24 protein-coding genes and 3 pseudogenes are annotated in these 22,648 nt (G+C 35.7%); 21 read left to right on the forward strand and 6 right to left on the reverse strand.

All coding sequences use genetic code 11. The annotated features are described in order from the left end of the window. Nucleotides 1-120: 120 nt before the first annotated feature. From ACSR9O_RS07065 to ACSR9O_RS07125, 13 genes and pseudogenes are all read left to right on the forward strand, one after another. A complete protein-coding gene (locus ACSR9O_RS07065) occupies nucleotides 121-771 on the forward strand; it encodes a polymorphic toxin type 15 domain-containing protein (RefSeq protein WP_491724196.1) in 651 nt (216 codons plus the stop codon). Between the two features lie 19 nt (nucleotides 772-790). Then, complete coding sequence (locus ACSR9O_RS07070) at nucleotides 791-1,339, forward strand: T6SS immunity protein Tdi1 domain-containing protein (protein ID WP_318566523.1); 549 nt, start codon at nucleotides 791-793, stop codon at nucleotides 1,337-1,339. Between the two features lie 326 nt (nucleotides 1,340-1,665). Continuing rightward, on the forward strand, nucleotides 1,666-2,133 hold the full coding sequence (locus ACSR9O_RS07075; protein ID WP_491724197.1) for an antitoxin YezG family protein: 468 nt from the start codon (nucleotides 1,666-1,668) through the stop codon (nucleotides 2,131-2,133). 373 nt (nucleotides 2,134-2,506) lie between these two features. Further along, nucleotides 2,507-3,007 carry a hypothetical protein gene (locus ACSR9O_RS07080; RefSeq protein ID WP_491724198.1) on the forward strand — a complete coding sequence of 167 codons (501 nt, stop codon included), beginning with the start codon at nucleotides 2,507-2,509 and terminating at the stop codon, nucleotides 3,005-3,007. Further along, a complete protein-coding gene (locus tag ACSR9O_RS07085) occupies nucleotides 3,007-3,618 on the forward strand; it encodes an immunity protein Imm33 domain-containing protein (RefSeq protein WP_491724199.1) in 612 nt (203 codons plus the stop codon). The genes ACSR9O_RS07080 and ACSR9O_RS07085 overlap by 1 nt, the downstream gene beginning before the upstream one ends. Before the next feature lie 431 nt (nucleotides 3,619-4,049). Next, nucleotides 4,050-4,598, forward strand: coding sequence for a hypothetical protein (locus ACSR9O_RS07090; protein WP_491724200.1), 549 nt, complete (start codon nucleotides 4,050-4,052; stop codon nucleotides 4,596-4,598). Beyond that, nucleotides 4,583-4,849, forward strand: a pseudogene (locus ACSR9O_RS07095) (DNA/RNA non-specific endonuclease); the annotation flags it as partial. The gene ACSR9O_RS07090 and the pseudogene ACSR9O_RS07095, both read left to right, overlap by 16 nt. Next, nucleotides 4,850-5,260 (forward strand): immunity protein YezG family protein, encoded by a 411-nt coding sequence (locus ACSR9O_RS07100; protein WP_101221985.1) that lies wholly within the window; start codon nucleotides 4,850-4,852, stop codon nucleotides 5,258-5,260. Between the two features lie 433 nt (nucleotides 5,261-5,693). Then, nucleotides 5,694-5,927, forward strand: coding sequence for a hypothetical protein (locus ACSR9O_RS07105; RefSeq protein ID WP_101221986.1), 234 nt, complete (start codon nucleotides 5,694-5,696; stop codon nucleotides 5,925-5,927). After that, the gene (locus ACSR9O_RS07110) at nucleotides 5,881-6,210 is read left to right on the forward strand and encodes an RNase A-like domain-containing protein (protein WP_491725453.1); all 330 of its coding nucleotides are present in this window, start codon (nucleotides 5,881-5,883) and stop codon (nucleotides 6,208-6,210) included. Before ACSR9O_RS07105 ends, ACSR9O_RS07110 begins: the two co-directional genes overlap by 47 nt. Nucleotides 6,211-6,227: 17 nt before the next feature. After that, complete coding sequence (locus ACSR9O_RS07115) at nucleotides 6,228-6,527, forward strand: contact-dependent growth inhibition system immunity protein (protein WP_101221988.1); 300 nt, start codon at nucleotides 6,228-6,230, stop codon at nucleotides 6,525-6,527. A 475-nt stretch (nucleotides 6,528-7,002) separates the two neighbouring features. Continuing rightward, nucleotides 7,003-7,605: a DNA/RNA non-specific endonuclease gene (locus ACSR9O_RS07120; protein WP_491724201.1), complete on the forward strand. Its 603-nt coding sequence runs from the start codon at nucleotides 7,003-7,005 to the stop codon at nucleotides 7,603-7,605. A gap of 17 nt (nucleotides 7,606-7,622) precedes the next feature. Then, entirely contained in the window at nucleotides 7,623-8,078 is a 456-nt protein-coding gene (locus ACSR9O_RS07125) for a DUF600 domain-containing protein (protein WP_491724202.1), read from the forward strand. 333 nt (nucleotides 8,079-8,411) lie between these two features. Here ACSR9O_RS07125 and ACSR9O_RS07130 read toward each other — a convergent pair whose 3' ends face one another. Beyond that, on the reverse strand, nucleotides 8,412-9,296 hold the full coding sequence (locus tag ACSR9O_RS07130) for an iron-hydroxamate ABC transporter substrate-binding protein (RefSeq protein ID WP_491724203.1): 885 nt from the start codon (nucleotides 9,294-9,296) through the stop codon (nucleotides 8,412-8,414). Between ACSR9O_RS07130 and ACSR9O_RS07135 the strand changes: the two genes are divergently transcribed. Together ACSR9O_RS07135 and bla are read left to right on the forward strand one after the other, a co-directional pair. Then, nucleotides 9,262-9,363 carry a hypothetical protein gene (locus ACSR9O_RS07135; RefSeq protein ID WP_353616210.1) on the forward strand — a complete coding sequence of 34 codons (102 nt, stop codon included), beginning with the start codon at nucleotides 9,262-9,264 and terminating at the stop codon, nucleotides 9,361-9,363. The two genes, ACSR9O_RS07130 and ACSR9O_RS07135, sit on opposite strands and share 35 nt — an antisense overlap. 452 nt (nucleotides 9,364-9,815) lie before the next feature. Next, the gene (gene bla, locus ACSR9O_RS07140) at nucleotides 9,816-10,487 is read left to right on the forward strand and encodes a subclass B1 metallo-beta-lactamase (RefSeq protein WP_491725454.1); all 672 of its coding nucleotides are present in this window, start codon (nucleotides 9,816-9,818) and stop codon (nucleotides 10,485-10,487) included. Nucleotides 10,488-10,853: 366 nt separating this feature from the next. Here the strand turns inward: bla and ACSR9O_RS07145 are convergent, their stop codons facing one another. The 3 genes from ACSR9O_RS07145 to ACSR9O_RS07155 form a co-directional block, all read right to left on the reverse strand. Continuing rightward, nucleotides 10,854-11,099: a ribbon-helix-helix domain-containing protein gene (locus tag ACSR9O_RS07145; protein ID WP_101221991.1), complete on the reverse strand. Its 246-nt coding sequence runs from the start codon at nucleotides 11,097-11,099 to the stop codon at nucleotides 10,854-10,856. A gap of 328 nt (nucleotides 11,100-11,427) precedes the next feature. Beyond that, on the reverse strand, nucleotides 11,428-12,639 hold the full coding sequence (locus tag ACSR9O_RS07150) for a SpoIIE family protein phosphatase (RefSeq protein WP_101221992.1): 1,212 nt from the start codon (nucleotides 12,637-12,639) through the stop codon (nucleotides 11,428-11,430). Nucleotides 12,640-12,661: 22 nt separating this feature from the next. Next, a complete protein-coding gene (locus ACSR9O_RS07155) occupies nucleotides 12,662-13,483 on the reverse strand; it encodes an alpha/beta fold hydrolase (protein WP_491724204.1) in 822 nt (273 codons plus the stop codon). A gap of 981 nt (nucleotides 13,484-14,464) precedes the next feature. Here ACSR9O_RS07155 and ACSR9O_RS07160 point away from each other — a divergent pair. The 5 genes and pseudogenes from ACSR9O_RS07160 to ACSR9O_RS07180 all read left to right on the forward strand — a co-directional run bounded on the left by ACSR9O_RS07160 (nucleotide 14,465) and on the right by ACSR9O_RS07180 (nucleotide 19,119). Then, nucleotides 14,465-14,674, forward strand: coding sequence for a hypothetical protein (locus tag ACSR9O_RS07160; RefSeq protein ID WP_101221994.1), 210 nt, complete (start codon nucleotides 14,465-14,467; stop codon nucleotides 14,672-14,674). 157 nt (nucleotides 14,675-14,831) lie between these two features. After that, nucleotides 14,832-15,794, forward strand: a complete 963-nt coding sequence (locus ACSR9O_RS07165) for a peptidoglycan-binding protein (protein WP_491724205.1) — start codon at nucleotides 14,832-14,834, stop codon at nucleotides 15,792-15,794. A gap of 155 nt (nucleotides 15,795-15,949) precedes the next feature. Continuing rightward, a pseudogene (locus ACSR9O_RS07170) lies at nucleotides 15,950-16,015 on the forward strand (peptidoglycan-binding domain-containing protein); the annotation flags it as partial. 202 nt (nucleotides 16,016-16,217) lie between these two features. Then, nucleotides 16,218-17,135 carry an acyltransferase gene (locus ACSR9O_RS07175; RefSeq protein WP_427572529.1) on the forward strand — a complete coding sequence of 306 codons (918 nt, stop codon included), beginning with the start codon at nucleotides 16,218-16,220 and terminating at the stop codon, nucleotides 17,133-17,135. Between the two features lie 385 nt (nucleotides 17,136-17,520). Then, on the forward strand, nucleotides 17,521-19,119 hold the full coding sequence (locus ACSR9O_RS07180) for a phosphodiester glycosidase family protein (protein WP_491724206.1): 1,599 nt from the start codon (nucleotides 17,521-17,523) through the stop codon (nucleotides 19,117-19,119). 265 nt (nucleotides 19,120-19,384) lie between these two features. On the opposite strand, the pseudogene ACSR9O_RS07185 reads toward ACSR9O_RS07180, so the two are convergent. Together ACSR9O_RS07185 and ACSR9O_RS07190 are read right to left on the reverse strand one after the other, a co-directional pair. Next, a pseudogene (locus tag ACSR9O_RS07185) lies at nucleotides 19,385-19,967 on the reverse strand (TetR/AcrR family transcriptional regulator). A gap of 7 nt (nucleotides 19,968-19,974) precedes the next feature. After that, a complete protein-coding gene (locus tag ACSR9O_RS07190) occupies nucleotides 19,975-20,727 on the reverse strand; it encodes an alpha/beta fold hydrolase (protein ID WP_491724207.1) in 753 nt (250 codons plus the stop codon). Between the two features lie 643 nt (nucleotides 20,728-21,370). Between ACSR9O_RS07190 and ACSR9O_RS07195 the strand changes: the two genes are divergently transcribed. Further along, nucleotides 21,371-22,267, forward strand: a complete 897-nt coding sequence (locus ACSR9O_RS07195; protein WP_491724208.1) for a R2-like ligand-binding oxidase — start codon at nucleotides 21,371-21,373, stop codon at nucleotides 22,265-22,267. The last annotated feature ends 381 nt before the right edge of the window (nucleotides 22,268-22,648 follow it).

The following is a 22,648-nucleotide window of genomic DNA, read 5'->3' on the forward strand; positions in this document are numbered from 1 at the left end:
TACTGACCTCAGACAGGAACGTGTTCAAATACAAATGGTACAAAGTTCATCCCTTACAGCAAGGAATTTGCGCAAAAGCAGGTTCAGAAAGTTCAAGCCTTCAGCAGGGAAATCGGTAAAGTGAAAGTGCCTCTCCGTATAAGGGTCGAAGAATTAGCGACGGTGTATGGAAATAACTACAAGCATGTCACTTTTGATGATACGACGGTTAAGGAAATTGTTCAGAAGTTTGCGGTGAAGAGCAATGGTGATAAGGGTATGGGTGTTTTGTACCATGTCCAAAGAATCTCAGAAATAGAAGTCAAGTTCAAGCAAAATCCTAAACACAATGCAGAAGAATTCGCAAGACAGTTAAAAGACCAAGAAAAAGGGTTGAATGGTTTAACTATTGATGAGTATTTAAAGAATAGAGAAAGACATATAGAAGAAAGAAGAGCTTTAGAAGGGAATGCTGCTCAAAAGGCTGCAAGAGTAAAAGCTTATTTAGATAAAGTTGATGAGTTAAGGGAGACAGGCTTATCTAGAAAAGAATCAGAAAAGCAGGCTACGGTATGGATAAATGAACAGGCTGCTTTACATAATCCAGATCAAATTGCGGGTGGCAATCCACTTGATATTGGTGGAATGGGAGATAAAAGGGTTAATTCATCCCTTGGTTCGCAATGGAGATATAGAATTGATGTTATAGATGAACAAATAAAATCTATTGCAGCTAGTATGACGGAAGTGGATAAAAAATCAATATACTTAAATGTGAAATTAATACAATGAAATAGAGGTGATTATAAAAATGTCAACTAACATTTTTGATAACTTTAAATTATTTGAAAAAGCACAAGCAGAAACTATTAATAATTTCAATGGTTACATACCTGAACAAGTATTAGAAGTGTGGAATAAATATGGTTTTGGTAGTATTTTAAACGGGTATTTAAATATTGTTAATCCAGAAAAATATCAGGAACTATTAAAGGATGTATATGTAAGAAACGAGGATGCTCTAGTATTGTTTACTACATCAATGGGGGATCTTGTTGTTTGGGAAGATAATAAATATTTAATTTTACTTAATTTTAGAAAGGGTGAAATTAAAGGGATATCGTCCGGTTTTAAATATTTCTTTCCTGATTTAGAAGATGAATCATTTTACCAAGAAATTTTAGATTGGAATCCTTATCCTGAAGCAGTTGATAAATATGGAGAACCAGATTTTGATGAATGCTTTGGTTATACCCCTCTCCTTGGATTAGGTGGACCTGAGAATGTGGAAAACTTGAAAAAGGTGAAACTTATTGAGCATATTTATCTAATTACTCAATTCATGGGACCAATCGAATAAGGGAGAGTCAATGAAGTTGAAAAAATGGTTGATAATTACAAGTGACTATCAAAAGTAAATGAATCCAGGGTCTTTTTTTGGGTTAAGTCAAAAAGCCTAAAACTCAGGGGCTTATCGTTTTTTTCGATAAGCTCTTTTAATTTGGTGAAAAAAGAACCCTAAATACTAGAAACTGGTTATATGAGAAAGTAGAAAAGAAATATTAATCCCCAAGTAACAACCCAAGGATAAGACAGACATAGTAACAAAGAAACTAAAATCCTCCCCTACCAGTAAGGAATATTGGAGATATGGATATTTGAAAATTGAGCAGGAGGTAGGTAAGTATGAATGAAATTAAACTTAATAGTATTTATCAAAAAATAGCCCAAACTATTAATGAAACTATACCAGAGGAATGGTCAAAGGTATTAATGTACGGTGAAATTGCTGACGGTACCGGTACGGCTTTCTTTTTTTATTATAATCCTAATAGTGAATTGCCTATTTATAGTCATGATATACCTGAAATATATAGTTTAAACGAAGAAGAATATGATAAATTATGGTATCAATTATTAGATGAATTAAAATTATTATCAGATGAATTTAAAAATAATAATCAAGAACAATGGACCAATTTAACTTTTACTTTAGAAAGTACCGGTAAATTTAAGGTTGACTATGATTATGAGGATTTATCCAATGCAGATGACCACGAAAGAAGGGTTATTTGGGAATATACTCGTTTAGGCCTTTTACCCGAATCTGAATATGATAAGAGGATTTTAGAAGAATACCTCAAGAAAGAATAATGGAGAATAAGTAAAGCTTGTTCTTTTTATGACCTTAACGCAAAAGTTAAGGTCTTTTCATTGTTGAAATAGAATATGTATCATCTATCGGTTCCTCAGATAATAGGCCGTGAGGACTTAAAATCATATAGAATTACTTCAGGTAAGGTGGCATAGGAAAAAATTAGCAAGTGGTACAAAATTCGTCCCTTACAGCAAGGAATTTGCGCAAAAGCAGGTTCAGAAGGTTCAAGCTACAATAACAGACATAGCTAGATCAGGAAAAACTACGTTAAAAAATATAGTTAATGAAATAGGTAAGAAAGAAATCCCTAAACGGATAAGTATGGAACAAGTTTCCCTCGCAGGAGGACCAACCCTTCGCCAAGTAGTGATGGAAAAGCAGACAATTAAGGAAGCCTATCAGAAATTTACGGTGAAGGATAGCAAAGTAGGGGGTGTTTCAGGGGAGAGTGTTCCTAAGGGGAAGGTTAAGGGTATTACAAAAGGTGAATATAAAAACCTGAGGAAAAAGACACCAAGTAACGAGATAAGAAAAATGGTTAATCCAGATGGTCCTAAAGTAGACCCAGTATACGGGTATGAAGTTGATAAGTTTGAAGCAGACCATATTGTTTCAATGAAAGAAATAACTGAAATCGAAGGATTCAGTAGGTTAACTAGAGAACAACAGATAGAAATTCTAAATCTAAAAGATAATTTTGTTGGCCTTGGGAAATCTTCGAATGCCTCTAAGGGGGCTCATAGTTGGGCTGATTGGAAAGGACATTCTAAGATGGGAGAGGTTCCTGTTAATGTTAGAATGGAGATGCTAGAAAAAGAGGAACAAGCTAGAGAAGCGCTAAAAGTAGCTATAGAGGAGAGGTTGAAGTAATGAAGAAATTTGAAAAGATTATTATGGGTAAAACCATTGTAGTGACTGCCGAAAAAGAATTAGAACCTCAAATAGAAAATTTGTTTGCTATATTAGAAAAGGTAGATTGTAATAAATTAATTCATGGATTCTCTCTTCAAGTTGGTTGGTCTGTCTATTATTTACATGAGAGAGAAACCGGGAATTTTATATTGACTTCTCCTGATTACTCTAGAAATCCATTTGAAGATATAACAGAAGATTTAACTTTAGCATTGTGGGTACAACTAGAACAAGGTCATTTTTTGAGAAAGATAAATGTCAATGGTTTATCAATAAAATTTAGTGATAAAATCATACTTACTAAAGGTGTACTAGAACTTGAGAAAATATATTTACAAAGAAATGGAGATGTTGAAAAAGGAGATTCAGGTTGGTATATAGGTCCTGTAGAGGATAATAATACTACTACAGAGTTGTATGCTCTATATGCTTATCAACTACTAAAAATTAAACCAGAAATCATTCAAGTTCTTGCTTTACCAAATGATTATATGGTTGTTTTTGAAGGTAATGAAATAGAAGCAGTATTAAACGAAAACGATGTAGATGTTTTTAAAGGCTCTATATAGATTTTATTTACGGGAATTTAAGTTACACAACTAAACTATACAGGAAGTAAAACATTGAATAAAGCACTTGATTGTCAAACGGACAACAGGTGCTTTTTGTTTTATGTGAGAAATTGCTATGGACGACATAAAAAATGCTAATGAAAAATTCATAACTCATGATAGTTGTACCATCAAGGCATTCTGTTTTAATACTTGGTTTGTGAAAATAATAAAGATAAATAGGCGAGATGACATTTTACATGGCTGGATGTGCAGTTTAATCGGCTAAGAGAGCTTACCGAATAAGGTGCAACTTGTTTTTCTTTTATATGACCAAAAGTTAAGGTCTTTTCACTTTTGATATGAATATGTATCATCTTAAGCCATACAGGTTCCTCAGATAATAGGCCGTGAGGCCTTAAAATCATATAGAATTACTTCAGGCAAGTGTGGCTAAGAAAAAAATAGCAAGTGGTACAAAGTTCGTCCCTTACAGCAAGGAATTTGCGCAAAAGCAGCTTCAAAAGGTTCAAGCTACAATAACAGACATAGCGAGATCAGGAAAAACCACGTTAAAAAATATAGGTGAAGCAATCGGTAAAAAAGAAATCCCTAAACGGATAAGTATGGAACAAGTATCCCTCGCAGGAGGACCAACCCTTCGCCAAGTTATGATGGAAAAGCAGACAATTAAGGAAGCCTATCAGAAATTTGCGGTGAAGAATAGCAATGTAGAGGCTGTTTCAGGGGAGAGTGTTCCTAAGGGTATAGATAACGTTAGATATGGTGAACAATACACGAAAGTAAATCGTAAGAAGACCTTAAAACCCAATGTAGAGTATACAACAAAAGAAGGATATAAATATACCACTGATGATAACGGACGTATTGCGATTGCTGAAGCTAAATTAGAATTGGGTAAGCAAAACGAAATCCTTATGCCCAAAGAAAGGTTGGAGGAGACGATAGACTATCAAACGATGATGGTGGACATTTAATTGCAAGTATCTTTAAAGGTTCTGGTGAAATAGATAACTTAGTACCCATGAATGCTACTTTAAATAGGAGTGAATATAAGACTCTAGAGAATACATGGAAGAAGGCTTTAGTAGAGGGTAAAGAAGTAACCATTAAAGTAAAACCCATATATGAGGCACAATCAGCTAGACCAAGTGAGTTTAAAATCAACTATGTAATAGATGGTAAAAAATATTCAGATAGATTAACTAATTATTTAGGAGGTAAGTAGATGGAAACCAAAATAATGGAGCAGACATATCAACAAATTGCGAATACATTAATTAATATAATTCCAGAGGATTGGAAACAAATCTTTTTATACGCTGAATTTAGAGAAGGTTATAAAAAAGTTTTTTTCTATTATTACCCTGAAACTGGAGGGGAACCAGTATATAGTCTGGATATAACAGATTTATTTAATGTTGATGAGGAAGAGTTTGATGGGCTTGATGATGATTTGTATAATTATTTTTCAAGATTGCGTGAAGAATTTAAGGAGCAAGAACAGGAACTATGGACAAACCTAACTTTCATTTTAGATAACACAGGAAAAATGAAAATTAATTATGGATATGAGGATATTTCAGAACTTAGCCCAGTAGAAAAACAAGATAAATGGGAAGCTGAATATCTAAAGTAAAACATTATATAGAATGAAACCCCTTGATTGGCTAAACACCTTTCAAGGTTTCTTTTTTTTGGGAGCTACCTAGTGCCGAATAAATAGTTTGGTACTAAGAGAGTAGAGATAACACTTATTAGTTATAAATAATGTTTGACAAAAATTTATCGTACATAAAAACAACTTTAAAAACAGGTACCCTATTTAAGCCTTATGGGTACCTCAGATAAAAGGCCGTCAGGTCTAAAGTGGTACAAAGTTCATCCCTTACAGTAAGGAATTTGCGCAAAAGCAGGTTTAGAAGGTTCAAGCTACAATAACAGACATCGCGAGATCAGGAAAAACCACGTTAAAAAATATAGGTGACGTACTAGGTAAAAAAGAAATACCTAAACGAATAAGTGTGGAACAAGTTTCACTCGCAGGAGGACCAAACCTTCCCAAAATTGTAATGGAAAAACAGACAATTAAGGAAGCCTATCAGAAATTCACGGTGAAGGATAGAAAAGTAGAGGGTGTTTCAGGGGAGAGTATATCTAAGGGTATAGATAATGTTAAACCAGGAGATAAGAGTTCTCTTGCACCTGGTGGTGGTCTGGCTGTACATGAGTCAAGAGGTGGGCATTTGATTGAAAGACATGTTGGGAAAACTGATGAAGAATTATTTAGAAAGGATAAGAAATAATCCAAGAATTACTGGTTCTTCTACTTTTATAGATAGGCATACAGCTGAGAAAGTTGCTTATACAGTCTTAAACAATCCCAAAAATATTGAGAAAATACAAAAGTGGCTTTCAGAACCTAATAGTAGACCTACATTACCATTAAGATACAAGGGTGATGGAGAGATAATTGGTAGAAGTGTATCAAGAAACTCCGAAGTTGTAGAGAATGTTACAAATGCAAAAATTGTACTTAAAAAGGATTCAAACGGTAATTTTATTCTAACAGGATATCCAGAAAAATAATGAAGCGAGGAATTTAAATGGACGAAAGTTATGATTACTTAGAAGAGTTAGAAGATTTTTTAGGTGGAACATTCCACCAGGATATTAGTTCGCCTGAACAAGCATTAGCTGAGTTTATAAACGAAGCTAATAAAGAATGTTTGCTTTTTACAATAAAGTATTGTGACGAATTTCTAACTAGTAATAGAACAAAACAAGAAAAGGAAAACTATATTCAAACTAATGCTGAAATTTATTATCCCGCAATTGGATTAACTCCTATACAGTGGCTTAATAATGTCGTAGAACAAATAAAAGAAGCTGTTAAATCAAAATAGTATTTTTTTGAAAATCTTGGTTGGTAAATAAAAGGACCTTAACGTATGTTGTTAAGGTCCTTTTATTATAGTGACTGAAGGACTATAGCCTCCTCCAGAAAGCCGAATACAGGATATACGGACTCCTCGCAGCCAATGGCCTCGGTGAAGCAGCCACCGGCAAAGACATGTTCGGCAACCAGCTAACCGAGGAACAGCGCCAGAACGGCCTGTTGATGGTGCTCGGAATCGACGGTGTAGCTGGTGCAGCCAAAGTCGCCGATAAAGTACGAGTGGTACAAAGTTCATCCCTTACAGCAAGGAATTTGCGCAAAAACAGGTTCAGAAGGTTCAAGCTACAATAACAGACAAAGCGAGATCAGGAAAAACCGCGTTAAAAAATATAGGTGACGAACTAGGTAAAAAAGTAATACCTAAACGGATAAGTATGGAACAAGTTTCCCTCGCAGTAGGACCAAACCTTCACCAAATTGTAATGGAAAAGCAGACAATTAAGGAAGCCTATCAGAAATTCACGGTGAAGGATAGAAAAGTAGAGGGTGTTTCAGGGGAGAGTATTTCTAAGGGTACGGGTAAAGGTATTTCTGGAGTAAGTGAAGTCAAAACATTTATCGACAACGGACAACAGTTTACAAATGGTAGAAAAAATAGGTTAAAGCCTGATATTAGGTATAAAACTGGAGAGTATGATTACTTATATGAAACAGATAATTTAGGTAGGATTTCAAAATTTGAAACAAAAAATTTACAATTAACAAAGAGAAAAGACAGATTGTCACATAGCAAGAATACACCAGGTAAAGTAAAAGGTCAGGACCTTGCAGGACATTTGGAAGCTGATAGGTTTGGAGGATCACCTAAAATTGACAATTTGGTATCGCAATTATCTGATGTTAATTTGAAGAAATATAAGAAAGTCGAAAATAAATGGGCTGCAGCTCTAAAAGAAACACCACCAAAAAAAGTAACAGTTGATGTTGCTATAAATTACTCTGGGAATGATATGCGCCCAGACAAATTTATAGTTAATTACACTATTGATGGTAAGCCGGGCAGTGCAAAATTTAAAAATTTATAAAAGGAGTGTAATGTAGTATGAAAGAATTAGAAGATAGATTTAGTGAATTGCAGGCAGATATGATATCCATATGTATGGAATATGTTGAAGATAGAGCTGATAAAGTGTATGTTTATGCTTCATGTGAAGAAGATATGATATCGAGCAGTTTCTTTTATTTAATTAACAATAAGTATGTAGAATGTCATAAGGTGAACGATGCATTGGAGAATGGGGACGAAAGATATGATGTATCTACAGAACGACAGTTTATAGTATTAAATATTATCAATGATGATGCCGAAAAAATTGAAGAATTATGTAAAGAATACGAAAGAGACATGCCAACGGAGTTGAAATTAATTTATGATGCTAAGAGTGGCAGTCTTCAAGCTGAATACAAGTATGATTTAGTACATACAAATGATGATATAAAAACGGCAGATGATTTTGCTGATGAGTGGTTTGATGAGATAAAAAATAATAACCTTTAAATTGTTTACACTCGAAGATACGCTCTAATTTGAATTCATGACTCATCAAGGTTGTACCTTCAAGGTGTGTCAATGTAATTTTAATATTAGGTAATAAGATCGAGAATAGGGCGGGATAACACTTTAAACTTCCGAATATGGGTTACAGGGAACAAGCCAAAAACTAAGCATTTTAGTTTAAAGATAATGTTTGTAATGAGTTTATTTATATAGCTAATAATAAATCACCAGTTTGCCTTTTAGGCAGCGTTGCTTTTTATTATTCTGAGAAGCAATTCAAGTATAAAACACATTAAAAAAGGAATTCTCATTTAAAGAATTCCTTTTTGCATATTATTTGTCAAGAAATGATTTTTCGAAAAATTTCAGAAGGTGCTCTAAAGTGATTGGATCACTGTAGGTGGATGCTTTACTATTTATTTCAAATATACGATTGTTTTTAACAGCAGGTATATTTTTCCACGTTTCGGTCTCCACAAATGAGTTAACCACATCTGGGTTTTTACTAAAGATAATATAATCTCCAGTATACTCAGGAAGCACTTCAGATGAGAGTACATAAATGCCGGATTTAAGTGCCTTTTCTTTTACTTTTTCAGGCATTTTCAAATCCATTGCTTGATACAATATTTCAGTTCCGCGTGCATAGTTATTTCCAAATACATAAAACTCCTTAGCATCATTTTCAATCACAGAAACGGTTGCATCTTCACCAATTTTTGCACGTATCGCTTTTCCTGCGGATTCTGCACGCGTTTCGAAATCATTAACCCATTCTTTTGCTTCCTTTTCTTTATTTAAGAGTTTTCCGATTTCTATTTGCTGTGATAAATAATCTAATTTTCCCCAAGTGAATACTACAGTTGGGGCAATTTCATTTAGCTTTCCAATATTTTTCATTTCGGATCCCGCTATGATTAGATCCGGTTCCAGTTCAATGATTTTCTCGAGGTTATCTTCTGATACGACTTCCACTCCCTTTAGTCTTTCTTTAAAAAGGGGATTCATATTAGTCCATTGGTCTATCCCAACGACATTACCTTCTAAAGCCAATACATTAGGTCCATTAGAGAGAGCAATTATTCTTTTTGGTTTTTTAGGAATCTCAATAGGGCCAGTTTCTGATTGATATGTAACTGTTTCTTTTTTAGCCTTGGATGCATTATTTTCGTTCGCTGTCTCTTTGCTCCCACAGGCACTAAGAATAAGTACGAACAAGAGTAGGAAGGGGATGAATAGCTTTTTCATTCTGATTTTGCTCCTTATTAATTATAGAGTAGGTTAAAAACATACCAAAAAATGTCTAATTAATAATGATATTCATTTTCAGTGACTACATCAATATATTAATAGTAATGATAATCATTGTCAATAACTTTCGCCAGATGGCTAAACTCTGTGTACTACAAAATTTCGGTGTTCGCAATCATCATTTTCTGCCTGCGTCGTTAAATACTTGATGTTGAAGTCTTCCGTTAAATTTTGATTAATCTATAATATTCAATTTGATAAGTAATTGTTTACATAACTATATTATGGTCTAATCGTTGAGAGGTCATATATATTTAAACTGAAATTTGAAAGTATATATAATTCTATAAATATAGTATAGAAAGGAAGAATTATATTAAAAAGTTAAAAAAAGGGTTTTTAATCGGGTTAGCAAGTTTTTGTTTTTCAATACTAAACATTTCGACACCGGTTTCAGCTCATGAAGCTAAATCAAAACGAACGGTAATAACCAGTGAGGATGGATCAGTAGTTCTAACTCAAACAAAAAAGGATGTATGGGTACATACAACATATACGGAAATCCAAGGTAATAAGATTGGTGCGAATGGTCTGGTTCTTAATACTTCAAAAGGAATCGTCTTAGTTGATGCAGCTTGGGACGATACACTGGCAAAGCAATTATTGGATATGATAAAAAAGGAATTCAAAAAACCTGTCAAACTGGCTATAATAAGTCACCACAATTACGATAGAATCGGTGGTATACAGGCATTATTGGATCAAAAAATAAAAACGGTAAGCACTTCTGAAAAAGCAAGGTTGGCAAGAGAGTTCAACTATCCTATGCCTGATCCTTCACTGGATTCAATGGCATCAACTTTAAAAGTTGGGAATATGAAAATCGAAATTTACTTCCCCGGGGAAGCCCATACTTCTGATAACATGACGATATGGCTTCCAAAGTATAACTTATTATTTGGTGATATGATTTTTGCACTGAAACAAAAGAATTCGGGGATCATTGATGAAGCTAACATGGAAGCTTGGCCAAATACGCTGAAGAATTTAATGTATGTTTATAAAGATGCGAAAATCATAATTCCTGGTCATAAAACTTGGGGAGATTTCAGTTTGCTTCCACATACATTGGAAATTGTCCAGGATCATGGAAAATGAATTAATTAATTCTCATTCACTTCTAATCTTTAAGCAACTTGTCCACACCTTCCATCAGTCCATGCATATACAAGAGTAAGGAGGGTGTTAGTATGCAGATAAATTGTTGTTATGAAGAAAAATGTTTTGAGAACAATGACCCAAGTACAGTATGGTTTCCTGGAAAGCGTTGTAAATGTAAGTGCAAATGCAAAAAAAACAGGCGCCGTTTTTATTAATCACTAAATGAATGACTGGACATAAGTTGTTCAACAGAGGCAGGCCTAGTGGCTGCCTTTTTTATTTGGACTTGAAGTTGATGGTGAGTAATGCTCTGAAATATAAAAGCTTAAAAACACTCAACCATGATGGCTGAGTGTTTTTAAGCTAGTCTTTCTTAAGGATCTGCCTGCTTTGCTGAATGATTTCATTATTTTTATTAATCGCTTCAACATTGTTTAATTTAACATGGTCATTGATCATTTCATTGTCTTCCATATATTCAAGTAACAGTTCGACGGATTTATCCAATAATCTTTCCAGTGGGATTTCCCTTTCTTCTGCCAAATGAGTGAGCCGCATGTTTAAATGAGAAGCGAGTGAAGAAACGAATGGATCTCTACCTTCGTTCATTTGCCATGCCCCCTTCCTCTTTAATAGCTTCATTATATTATGGAAATGATTGGAAGGCAAATGGGACAAAATTAATGAAAAGCTGGTTAGATCGATTGAAAGTGTGCTGGTAGCTGGATGATTTTTGGATTGGTTTTTGATAGTTATTTTGCATAAAAAATAGAAGCTACCCAAAATAGATAGCTCCTCATTTGTTTTATTTTATGACAATTACAAAACTGGTCCATTAAGACTCTCGGTTTTCGAACCGACTAAATTAGTATCTACTACCTGAAGTCCCAAGAAATTGAACAGCAGTTTATGTAACGGATAGCACAACCCGAAAGTCTTATTTTAGTTTAACCAAAATAAGACTTTGGTCATCTTTACGTTGGTCAGTGTCCTCTTCATTTCTAAGCGATTGTATAATTTCCTCTTTAAGTGTAGATAAAGGGGCAGCCGAAAAGGTCTTTAACAATGAGCATAAACGGTCTGAACCTAGAGGTTCTTCAACTCCATCTGTATAAAGGCACAGCATACTGTCCTTATTGTATGTAAGGGTATTTGTTTTAAAAATAATTTCTTCAAACATCCCGAGTGGAGGCCGATTAGAACGCAACTGATATTGTTCTCCGTTTATATCCTGTAAAAGAACGGAAGGATGGCCTGCATTGATATAATTAATTTCTCTCTTATCAGTATCGATTAAAAGGTAGACGGCTGTGCAGTAATGCCAAGTTTCATTTGTGTTTTTGAATAAAGAATGAAGGTGATCATCTAATTCCTTCATCACAGTTTTCACTTCAGAACCTTTTAAAATTAATCTCTGAAATATGGAATGAAGTGACATGGTTATGAGAGCTGAAGAAAGACCGTGCCCCATCACATCAAGTAGGATAAGTCCATACCGTTGGGCGTCAATTTGATAAAATCCATATAGATCACCTGATAATTGATTGGAGCCTTTATAATATGCTTGAATTTCAAGATGTTCATTAATAATAGGAACTGGTAATAATGTCTCTTGGATTTTTTTGGCAAGACCCAGTTCTCTTTCTGTATCTACTTTGTATTTTTCATTTTTTTCGTTTAATTCACTAAGTTTATCCTTTTGAACTTTCATCGTTTCATGAGCATTCTCTAAATCAGAATAAGCCTTATTCATACCATTTAGAGCTGTCACTGCCTCTTTTTTCGCTATAAGAAGCTCATTTTCTAATTCGTTTCTTTTTCGCATTGGAATCACCACACACTCAATAATAGTTCTTCCATCACGCTCTCTTTGAACAGCGTTTAGTAACACAGGTATTTCTTCATCGTCTTCAGACTTTAAGGATATGTATATTTCCTCAATCTGATTTTCTAACTTGATCAGAGGAACCAGATAAAGCTGATGAAAGAGTATAGCAGAAGCCGAAAGGATAAAATTAATAGGCTGCCCTTGCAATTGATCGAGATTATACCCCAATAATTTAAGTAAGGTTTGATTAACGGATAAAATATCATCTTCTTCTGATAAAGTAAAATATCCGCAGGGTGCCTCATTCAGTTGTTCATTCACAAAAATTCACACCCATCTCTATCTATAAATCGTTTGTCGGAAATTCATCCAAAAACTGTCTAATTAAGAATATCGTCTCTTCAGGATGACTCATATGTGGACAGTGTCCTGTTGCTTTCATCACTTTCAATGTACTATCAGGAAGATGCTTATGAATATATTCTCCTACTGCTGTCGGAGCAATAACATCTTCTGAACATTGCAAAATGAGTGATGGTACTTTTACTTTTGGTAAGTCTTTACGGTTGTCTGCAAAAAAGGTAACCTCCGCAAATTGTCGAGCGATAATAGGATCAGTAGAGCAAAAACGATTCTCTAGATCCCGTTTAAGCTCTGGCCGATCTGGATTATTCATTACCGTTCCAGCAAAGGCGGTTGCCCAGCCTAAATAATTTTTGTCCATCATATCAATCAATCCTAAAAGTTGTTCTTTTTCGAATCCCCCGTAATAATCATTAGGCAGATTCAGGTAGCAAGGAGAAGGACCAACCAGAACAAGTTTAGAAAAATATTCAGGATGTTTAATTGACGCCAGCATGCCAATCACACATCCAACAGAGTGTCCAACAAATATAGCATCTTTTAGGTCTAATGCGGAACAAACATCAAGTACGTCTTGTGCATACCCTTCAAGAGTACTGTATCTTTCCACGTTATATGCCTGTATATCTGAATTACCTGACCCAACATAGTCAAATAGGATAATTTGGTATTCATCTTCAAAGTCTTTTGCAACTGATTGCCAGACATTTTGATCACAACCAAAACCTGGAGCAAATATCATTGGTCGTGTACCACTTCCTTTAAACTTTACATTATTACGCAATAAAATATTGGGATTCATAATTAGCTCCTTCAATAGAAGATATACTTACTATATGTTAACACTAACCTTATTCGAATTAAAGAATTACACTTTAGTACTAAATCGGAGGAACTTATCTTTAACTTCACCAGGATTTACTTGAACTGGATTGTCTAAGCATCTATTTACCTTAAAAGTTCTGTCATCCTTGTACCATTGTAAGTAATGATCGGTTTTCATAGACTCACATTTGCTGGTCAGTGAGTATGAGGAACCCGATTATCTCCTCAAACCATCATATAAGATCTATTAATAAGCATGAAATAAACATTAATCTACTGATTTACAAAGGCAGTAAGATAAATTTACTTGCTTCAAATGACTTGGGATCGGGGGGAGATTGATGAACTTCGTGGAGTTCCAATACTTTAGGAAACTCTTAAAATTACGTATACACGAACTTCTTATACCCGGAAAAGGCCGACAACGTTCCTTTATAATTAGCCTTTGCAAAGCCTGATTATAAAAGGGTTATGTATAGGGGATCCACTAGGGATTTTTTTAATTAGATCGAAATATATGGCCATGATGTGATTCATTCCACTGTTCTAGAGTGTAACTTCTTTTTAGAAAACATTTTGTAGAGAGCAAAGATAAGTGGGGTTTAGAGAAGTATGTACTGATCATGTGAAGTTCTTTAATTCAATTTATCTATTTTATAATCGTGATAGAAACGCTACAAAAAATATATAACCCTAATTTATGTCTATATTTGAATAGATAAGATGGGGGTTTTTATAATGGTAATTTAATCTTCTCCCTTTTTCTGATTCAAATCCTTCAATATGGATTCACCCCATCTTTAAGAAATTTTCTGATGACTATTTGGAGATCATTAAAATGTGGCTAGCTTCAATTTTTTTTCGCAAAATAATTATTTAAATAATAAATCAATATCGGACGCCTTCTTTATTTTTCCTGTATAATAATACTATATTTTACATTTGGGAGGAATTATTTATGGATCAAGCCAGTAGTTTAATAGGGCTTTTTGCAATCATACCGATTTTGTTCTATTTGGGACTTATTGTATTAAGTGTTTATTTCATAATTAAGATAATTAAATTCATCAATGCAAAGACAAGATTAGACCAAGAAAGAAATGAAAAGCTGGATGAGTTGATAAGGGTAATCGGTAAAGATAAAGAAGATCAAAATATGCCTTTATAATAGATTAAAAGCACAGCCCCATTTAGGGCTGTGCTTTTTTTATTTAAGAACGATGAACCTATACTAGGTCCTCATAAAAGGGCGTTTTTTTGTAACGTCAAGGTAGGTGTACAAGCATTTCCTAATTGGCACCATAACATATTAGGAGGTGATAAAATTGACAGTTAAATTAGAAACTTTATTGGATCGTTCAGAAAAGAATATGGGCAGCGGAATTCATCCAGTCGTAAAAGAATCGGCATTGGAAATGGTTAAACGGGCATACCAAGAAGGAATTTTCGTGCAAATCAGCGCAGGTTATCGATCTATGGAAGAGCAAGCAAAGCTATATGGTCAAGGTCGCCTAGGATATATCTACGATGGTAAAAACTATAGTGATTTATCGAAACCGAGAGTGACCAACGCGAAGCCAGGTCAATCTTACCATAACTTTGGACTAGCCATTGATTATTTCATCGTCAGCGATGATGGAAAGAATGCAATATGGACGGTTGATACAAAATGGAAACGGGTAGCGGCAATTGGTAAATCCTTGGGCTTTTCATGGGGAGGGGATTGGTCAAGCTTTAAAGACTATCCGCACTTGGATATGACGGGCGGACTGACTTATTCTCAGTTAAAAGCCGGAGTGAAGCCTAGACTGGTATCAAAAGTTAATGGAACCATTCCACCAGCTACACAAGTCGAATCCGAAGTCATAGTAAAAGATACGCCAGCAAAGGACAGCGGCAATCAAACTATCAAGTCCATTCAAAGGACATTAAATAGCAGGTATAATGCAAAAATAGATGTTGATGGTTATTATGGTCCCAATACTAAAAAAGCGCTGATCAAGGGTTTTCAAACCGAATTGAATAAACAATATGGTGCAAAGGTTAATGTTGATGGAATATGGGGACCCCAAACAAAAGCAGCTTCACCTAATGTAAGGGAAGGGGCGGAAGGGAATATCACTTATATCCTTCAAGCTGCACTTTATTTGGAAGGACATAATCCACATGGTATAGATGGTATCTTTGGAAGCGGAACGGAAATAGCGGTGAAGGCATTTCAAAGGGCTAATGGATTATCTGCAGACGGGATCGCCGGTGAAAATACCTTCGCAAAATTATTTGGATGAAATATATGAAATGTAATAGAATATAATGCTTAAATGCAATTAGCTTAGCAAAAAAGCTCTTAAAATGAGGGCTTTTTTTGTATGAATAATAGCATTCATTAAAAGTGAATACTCCAATAATTTAAATATCGAGCTGATGATAGATTTAAGGTGAGGAAACGAAAGCAGCTGTGAAAGCTTATCAGAAGCGAAAAAGGTTAGTTGTTGACGGACAACTCTAAAAAAACCTTTACGTATCCTTTAATATCTCAATTTAAATAGTCATGACGTTTCCCAACCATTTCTGCAACTTCACGACTATCTACCAGCAATTGTTCATGGTGATTTACAACCTTTAATTCAATTACCCTTTTTCGGAAATCCGAAGGCTTCAACTTCACAGTTCCTCAGATTTTCTTATGCGGTCTTTGTGGTGAGCTAAAAATGATGTATAATGAAAGCGTTTTTAACACTTTGAAAGTGGGTATGGACAGCATGGAAAGCATTTCTAACATCTTGCATAAACCGGAAACAAATAATGAAATACACTTTATAGGAAATACCGAAGATGAGATTTCGTTTGTGAATAGTAAAATCAAATTTTGGGGTAAAGGAAATCGGTTAATCATTGAACGCGGAGCTGAATTTAAAAATGCAACGCTAAATTTTAATGGCAACAACTCGCTCATAATCATTGGGAAATCAAATCGCAATGCAACAATGAGCGTCAGTGTTTGGAATGATAATACATTCTTCCTTGGTCGCAACTATTCATTTAATGGTTTAGCGAGATTTATTCTCTCTGAGCAAAAGAATCTATTCATCGGTGATGATAATATGTTTTCAAGTGGTGTAGTCGTTCGTTTGGCAGATCCACATTTGATCTACGATGTAACAACTCAAAAACGGATAAATCCAACAAAGAGTGTGTACTTAGGTGACCACATTTGGATTGGACAGGACGTCATGATTCTAAAAGGAGTAGAAGTAGGTACAGGTTCAATTTTAGGTGCAAAGTCACTAGTGGCAAAATCCATCCCATCAAATGTAGCAGCTGCAGGAAGTCCTGCACGTGTGGTGCGGAAAAGTGTTTTTTGGGCACGACCATCTGTACATGCATATACTGAAAAAGAAACAGTTGAATCACAAAATTTCCCAGATGGCCGTTTTGTTTATACGCCAAAAGGCTCGACAGCGAAACATTTTGCGAAAATTGAAGAACAGCTTAATACCGCAATTTCTGTAGAGGAGAAGACTGACATCTTAACGCCTTATCTTAAAGTAACAAATAAGAATCGTTTCTATCTTCCTGTGCCTCCTGAGAAAAAGAAAACATTTTTCGATCGAATCTTTCGCAAATGAGGCAAGAAGTAAATGAATGAATTTATCTCAAAAAATAAATCAAAACTCTGAGTTGTTTTCGTTAACCACAGGGAAATTTTTTGTATAAAAATTTTTGGTCATTGATACACTTAACTTATTACAGACAACTCTACCTAAATGGAAAGCCCGAAAGGCTCTTCGTACATCTATTACATTTTTCTTCAAAGGAAACATTGTTATTTAAGTTATCAAAGTGAAGATGTCCTAAAAGTTATCCTTTCACAAATATGAATTGTAATATTTATCGAGTATTTATGCTCATTTTTGTTCACTTAAAATTGACTGAAATATAATAGTCTTTTTAATTTTCCATCATATTCCTCCAATAAAGTTAAAGCAGGACATAACTTTATTGGAGGAATAAATGAAAAAATTATGGAAAAAGCCCATTTTGCCTATCGCCACTATTAGTCTAGCATCTGTGATGATTGTAAATGCCATTCCAGAAACTCCAGTTCATGCAGAATTGAATGCTCAATTACATGTGAAGAATCATGTGCTTCCGTTAGGAACACCCAATTTGATTGAGCAAAGAACTTCCATGAATCCAGCACCAGGAGTGACGTATACCAATATCCATCGTGGTGAAGCATCTTCTAAAGACTATTTCACAGTGGATGTGGCATTTGTAAAAACAAAGAAGCAGGCAAAGATATTGTTGGGAAATTTAAAGAGAGATGGTTTCAAAAATGCTCATATCATAAGAGAAGCGGATCGGGCCATGGATGATGGGGAAAAAGGTCCACTTGGATACATTGTCCGCATCGGCCAATATCAAATGGAAGCGGATGCAGCCGAAATGAGAAACAAGTTATCGGAAAAGGGATATTCGGGTCTACGGACTGTGTATACGGGAGAAGACGGAGAGAAAACAACAGGACCATGGGTAGTGAACGTCCTTGAAGTGGATCAGGATCGATTTCAAGGGCATGTGGAACCTGAATTGGCAAATGATGCAGTGACAGGGAAAGAAACATTGACCAAAATCGCTGACAGAAATGATGCCATTGCAGGAGTTAATGCCGGATACTTTGTTGTAGGAGAGAAGGATGGAACACCAGGCGATCTTGCCGGTATATTCGCCAGCAAAGGTCAGCTTGTCAGTGAGGCGATAAATGGCCGTTCAGCTCTAATTTTATCTTCTGTTGAAGAGAAGGCAAACATTGCGTCTGTTTCAACGTCAATTCAGGCTACGTCATCTGATGGTGCGGTCAGGGAAGTGGATGGGGTAAATCGGAAGCCAGGATTAATCCGCAATTGTGGCGGTGTTGGAGGAGATACGACAACAGAACGGGCGAAACATGATTTTACTTGTAATGATGAAAGTGAGCTTATCCAATATACGTCCGTATTTGGAGGAAAAACAGAATCGGGCGACGGTGTGGAAGTAGTCGTAAATCATGCCGGAGAAGTGACGGTAATCCGTAACCATCGTGGAGGAGTCATTCCGGGCAGTGGTTCTGTTCTAGCGGGAACAGGGGAGGCAGCAGAGTGGCTTCGTGACCATGCCCGACAAGGGATGAAGATTCAGGTGAAGAGTGAAATCATCGGGGATGCAAAGCTATTAAAATTAGACCAAACCACCAGCATGATTAATGGAGGTCCTCGTTTAATGGAAAAAGGGGAAATTTCCATTAATGCCGTAGAGGAAGGCTTTCACTGGGAAGAAGACCCTGGGTTTTATTATCGTTTTGGGGAGCGCCGTAATCCTAGAACGCTTGCAGGAATCAAAGAGAATGGCAATCTATTATTTGTCACCATCGATGGACGCGCACCCGGATGGAGTGTGGGAGCTAATTTTGAAGAAAGTGCGAAAATCATGAAATCATTAGGGGCAATCGATGCCATCAATCTAGACGGCGGCGGATCGACGACCATGACAGTTGGGGATGAGCGAGTCACAAGACCCTCTGATGCAGCAGGTGAACGCCCGATTGCCGACGGTATAATGTTAGTAGAATAGAAGGGCAGAGATTAACGACTTCAATTATCAAATAAACTTAAAATCTCTTCAGATAGGTTTCTGAAGAGATTTTTAACGGAATCATCCGATCAAGATCACAAAGAAGTCAGCTATTAATTGTTTGAACTTCAGGCATAATATAAGGTCTAAAGATAATCATGGGGATTTTTTTTGTTGAAGAACCTTTTTACTGTATTTTAAGCGCTCGATTGTGAAAGTTCCTCATTTAATCTTTATTCAAGATATGACCTATTAAAACGGTAGACTAGCTACAAAACTCCCTGATAATCTGGTTCTTTATTTCTTCTACCGGAAACCCTTGTTGATAGGTGGATATCATCAACATAATACCTTGTAGCACAGATGAAAAATATAACGATCGTTTCCTTGGTTCCTTTTCACCCATACTTTCAAATATTTTACATTGAAACTCAAATTGTCTAGCATTTTCTTCAATAATGAGATGACTGTATTTTATCAACTCTTCATCTGACTCTGGCTGAGTTTGAAGGTGTAGATAGAAGCGATGGATTTCCGGTTTTTGGTGGATATTATCAATGGCACCATTGATTATATATTCAAGCTGTTCACGAGGTGTATTTAAGGCGAACGCTACTTTCATGACTTCCACCACTCCTGATTCTGGCTTCAACCATTTCAGAAAGCAGTTCTTCTTTTCTTTTGTAATAGTTATAGAGTAACCCTTTTGAAATGCCCGCCTGATTGGCTATCTCGCTTATGGAAGTAGCGTAATATCCTTGTTTCATAAATAACTCCATGGCTGCAGTACGAATATTTTCTTTTGATGCTTGGCGAATACGGTCATTTTCTTCAGGTGTACGTGGCATTTTATTTTCAATCCTCCATAAAAGCAGTGAATTCTTCATATAAAACTTCGGGATGGGTGAGGGGCAGCATATGATCGGCATCCTTTATTTCGATGAAACGGATATTTGGAACCTTTCGGAAACAATCAGCAACTCGAAAATTGTCTGCCAAGTCCTTTTTGCCGATAAAAAATAAGGTTTCGGCGTTCAATGCTTCTAATCGTCCTATTGCTGGCGGCTGTGGCCATTTCATGCAGAAATCAGCGGGCCACTTAAGCATGCGCTCAAAATGATGCCTGAGCATTTGAACAATGAGATCTTTGTGCGGACTATCGATTACCACCTGATATGTTGGTGATTGAAGGGCAAGCTCTAACATCTTATCTATATTGGGTGCACTTTCCAATATTCTGTCATGATATTGTTCAAACTCCTTTGAATAGGGAAAACCAGTTAAAGAAGGAGCAATTAACACAAGTTTCGATACTCTTTCAGGGAAATTAAGAGCGAAATCAGTTGCAATCTGCCCGCCTATGGAATGGCCAATAATCGTTGCCTGATGAAGTTCCAGGTAATTCATTAGTGCCAGTACTTCGTCTACATAGTTTACATGTTTTATAGGGGATGGTGATTTACCGGCACCACGGCCATCAAAAGCAATAACTTTGTAATCCTTAGATAAAAGAGATGCTAAAAATGTCCATTGCCTCAAATCAGTCCCACCACCATGAATAAGAACAACAGGACGACCATTGCCATAAATCTCGAAATGTAAATCCAATGCAACCCCTCCATTTTTAACTGAATTTTCAGTTTTTTTATTATTGAATGAATGTTTAGTCAATAGAAAATGTAATTTAATTCCTTATGATCTTAGATACTATTTCCATTCCGAATAATGACGTTAACCAATAGAAAAAGCACAAATAATTATTGCCCTATTATTGAACAAGCAGGGAAGGAGAGCTTCGGAATCTCTCCATTACCTTTGCAAAAGCCAATTCTAATCGGTTCCTAATTTGTTTATTTCCATTTTTCTATATCTTAATCTTACGTTACAGTGATTAAAACTGCCAAGCTTCATGCCAATTCTGCAGGTGTATGCTCGACTAACTGGGCCGTGGCTTCGGTGACTTGGTGGGTCTAAAAGCGTTCCTGGATTTCCATCTCCCCAGGTTTTCTTATACGATCTTTGTGTTGAGCAAAAATATTGAACACATTTTTAACAATTTGAAAAAGTGGTATGAGAGGCGACTATTGATTTATTAATTAGTTTTATTACTCCTTATAGAGTGCAATACCCATTAGTGCAGAGCCCGTTATTCTCTTTTATTTTAATTTTTGCATCAGTCCTGAATTTGTCCATACGTATGATCCCCTTTTTGCATAAAATGGTAAATGTATAATTTGAAGGAGGACTATACTTGAGAAAGAAACTCTTAACGACGAGCTCGGAGGGTTTGATGGAAGATTCATATCCCTACCAGTTGTATCAAAAGGCAAAAAAGTTTGGAATTTGGAATCCCCAGGATATCAATTTCTCACAGGATCAAGAGGACTGGAAAACACTATCTGTTAAAGAAAAAGACTGGGTGCTGAAACTTCTCGCTCAATTTCAAGGAGGGGAAGAGGCGGTTACTCTTGACTTACTCCCATTGCTTAGGGTGATTGCGAGAGAAGGTAGATTGGAAGAAGAGATGTTCCTTACAACCTTTTTATGTGATGAAGCTAAACATACTGAATTCTTTCGACTGGTGTTAAATGCTATTGGTGAAAAAGGCGATCTTTCCCACTTGCATTCTGAAACCTATCGTAAGTTATTTTATGAAATTCTCCCCGAAACAATGGAACGGCTATGGCATGAACAAACCCCTGAGGTAATAGCTGACGCAGCTACAGTGTACAATATGTTTGCAGAAGGAGTGTTGGCGGAAACTGGATATAAATCATTTTACGATGGACTTAAAAAGATGGGTAAAATGCCCGGACTTTTAGAGGGCATTGACCACTTAAAGAAAGATGAATCAAGGCATATTGCATATGGAACATATCTTCTTCAGCGCTTGATTTGTGAACATCCTCATCTTTTTGACAGGGTGGTTAAGAAGCTTGAGGAATTGGCACCAATTTCTATCTCCTTAAATGCAGAGGGCGTTATTGGAGAAGGGGAAAAAGTAAAGGAATACCATTCTGATATTAAGAAATACTCAGAAAAACAGTTAATGGCAAGAATTGAAATCCTTGCACGGGCGAAGGGACAGACAATCGAAGAAATTTATCGATCTGGAGGAAACTCAAAACTAAAAAAAGGTTCAGAATGACAGATTTAGAAATCACCAGTCAATATGATTGGTGATTTTTTTAATAAAATTATCTTTTTTTTACTTTTAATGAAAAATAAACAAAAATTATTTTTCGGGGTATAATTAGTGTTTTTCCCAATTGAAATTTGGAAGGGAGATGGACAAATATGTTAATCGTTTTTTGGTATAAGTATTAGTAGGAGTGTTCACGTTTAGTAATATTAATATTTCTTTTGCAGAAGAAACAGATTGGGATTGAGCGGAGTTTGAGAGATTGAAATTTCAAGGAGGAGCCGCATTCGAAAAGAGTACAACAAGTGAAGTTATATATAATCCCATGTATGAAGATGGAACAAATTTGGCTGTAAAGTAGTGGACAACTAAAGACAAAGACTCTAA

The sequence above is a fragment of the Peribacillus sp. B65 genome (assembly GCF_058513295.1).

Excerpts from the sequence above, each read along its gene's own strand:
- ACSR9O_RS07160 (WP_101221994.1), top strand. The coding sequence starts at position 14,465 with ATGGATCAAGCCAGTAGTTTAATAGGGCTTTTTGCAATCATACCGATT.
- ACSR9O_RS07100 (WP_101221985.1), top strand. The coding sequence starts at position 4,850 with ATGGAAACCAAAATAATGGAGCAGACATATCAACAAATTGCGAATACA.
- ACSR9O_RS07120 (WP_491724201.1), top strand. The coding sequence starts at position 7,003 with ATGGAAAAGCAGACAATTAAGGAAGCCTATCAGAAATTCACGGTGAAG.
- ACSR9O_RS07175 (WP_427572529.1), top strand. The coding sequence starts at position 16,218 with ATGATGTATAATGAAAGCGTTTTTAACACTTTGAAAGTGGGTATGGAC.
- ACSR9O_RS07115 (WP_101221988.1), top strand. The coding sequence starts at position 6,228 with ATGGACGAAAGTTATGATTACTTAGAAGAGTTAGAAGATTTTTTAGGT.
- ACSR9O_RS07080 (WP_491724198.1), top strand. The coding sequence starts at position 2,507 with ATGGAAAAGCAGACAATTAAGGAAGCCTATCAGAAATTTACGGTGAAG.
- ACSR9O_RS07075 (WP_491724197.1), top strand. The coding sequence starts at position 1,666 with ATGAATGAAATTAAACTTAATAGTATTTATCAAAAAATAGCCCAAACT.
- ACSR9O_RS07085 (WP_491724199.1), top strand. The coding sequence starts at position 3,007 with ATGAAGAAATTTGAAAAGATTATTATGGGTAAAACCATTGTAGTGACT.
- ACSR9O_RS07145 (WP_101221991.1), bottom strand. The coding sequence starts at position 11,099 with ATGAACGAAGGTAGAGATCCATTCGTTTCTTCACTCGCTTCTCATTTA.
- ACSR9O_RS07105 (WP_101221986.1), top strand. The coding sequence starts at position 5,694 with ATGGAAAAACAGACAATTAAGGAAGCCTATCAGAAATTCACGGTGAAG.
- ACSR9O_RS07180 (WP_491724206.1), top strand. The coding sequence starts at position 17,521 with ATGAAAAAATTATGGAAAAAGCCCATTTTGCCTATCGCCACTATTAGT.
- ACSR9O_RS07125 (WP_491724202.1), top strand. The coding sequence starts at position 7,623 with ATGAAAGAATTAGAAGATAGATTTAGTGAATTGCAGGCAGATATGATA.
- ACSR9O_RS07110 (WP_491725453.1), top strand. The coding sequence starts at position 5,881 with ATGTTGGGAAAACTGATGAAGAATTATTTAGAAAGGATAAGAAATAAT.
- ACSR9O_RS07070 (WP_318566523.1), top strand. The coding sequence starts at position 791 with ATGTCAACTAACATTTTTGATAACTTTAAATTATTTGAAAAAGCACAA.
- ACSR9O_RS07155 (WP_491724204.1), bottom strand. The coding sequence starts at position 13,483 with ATGAATCCCAATATTTTATTGCGTAATAATGTAAAGTTTAAAGGAAGT.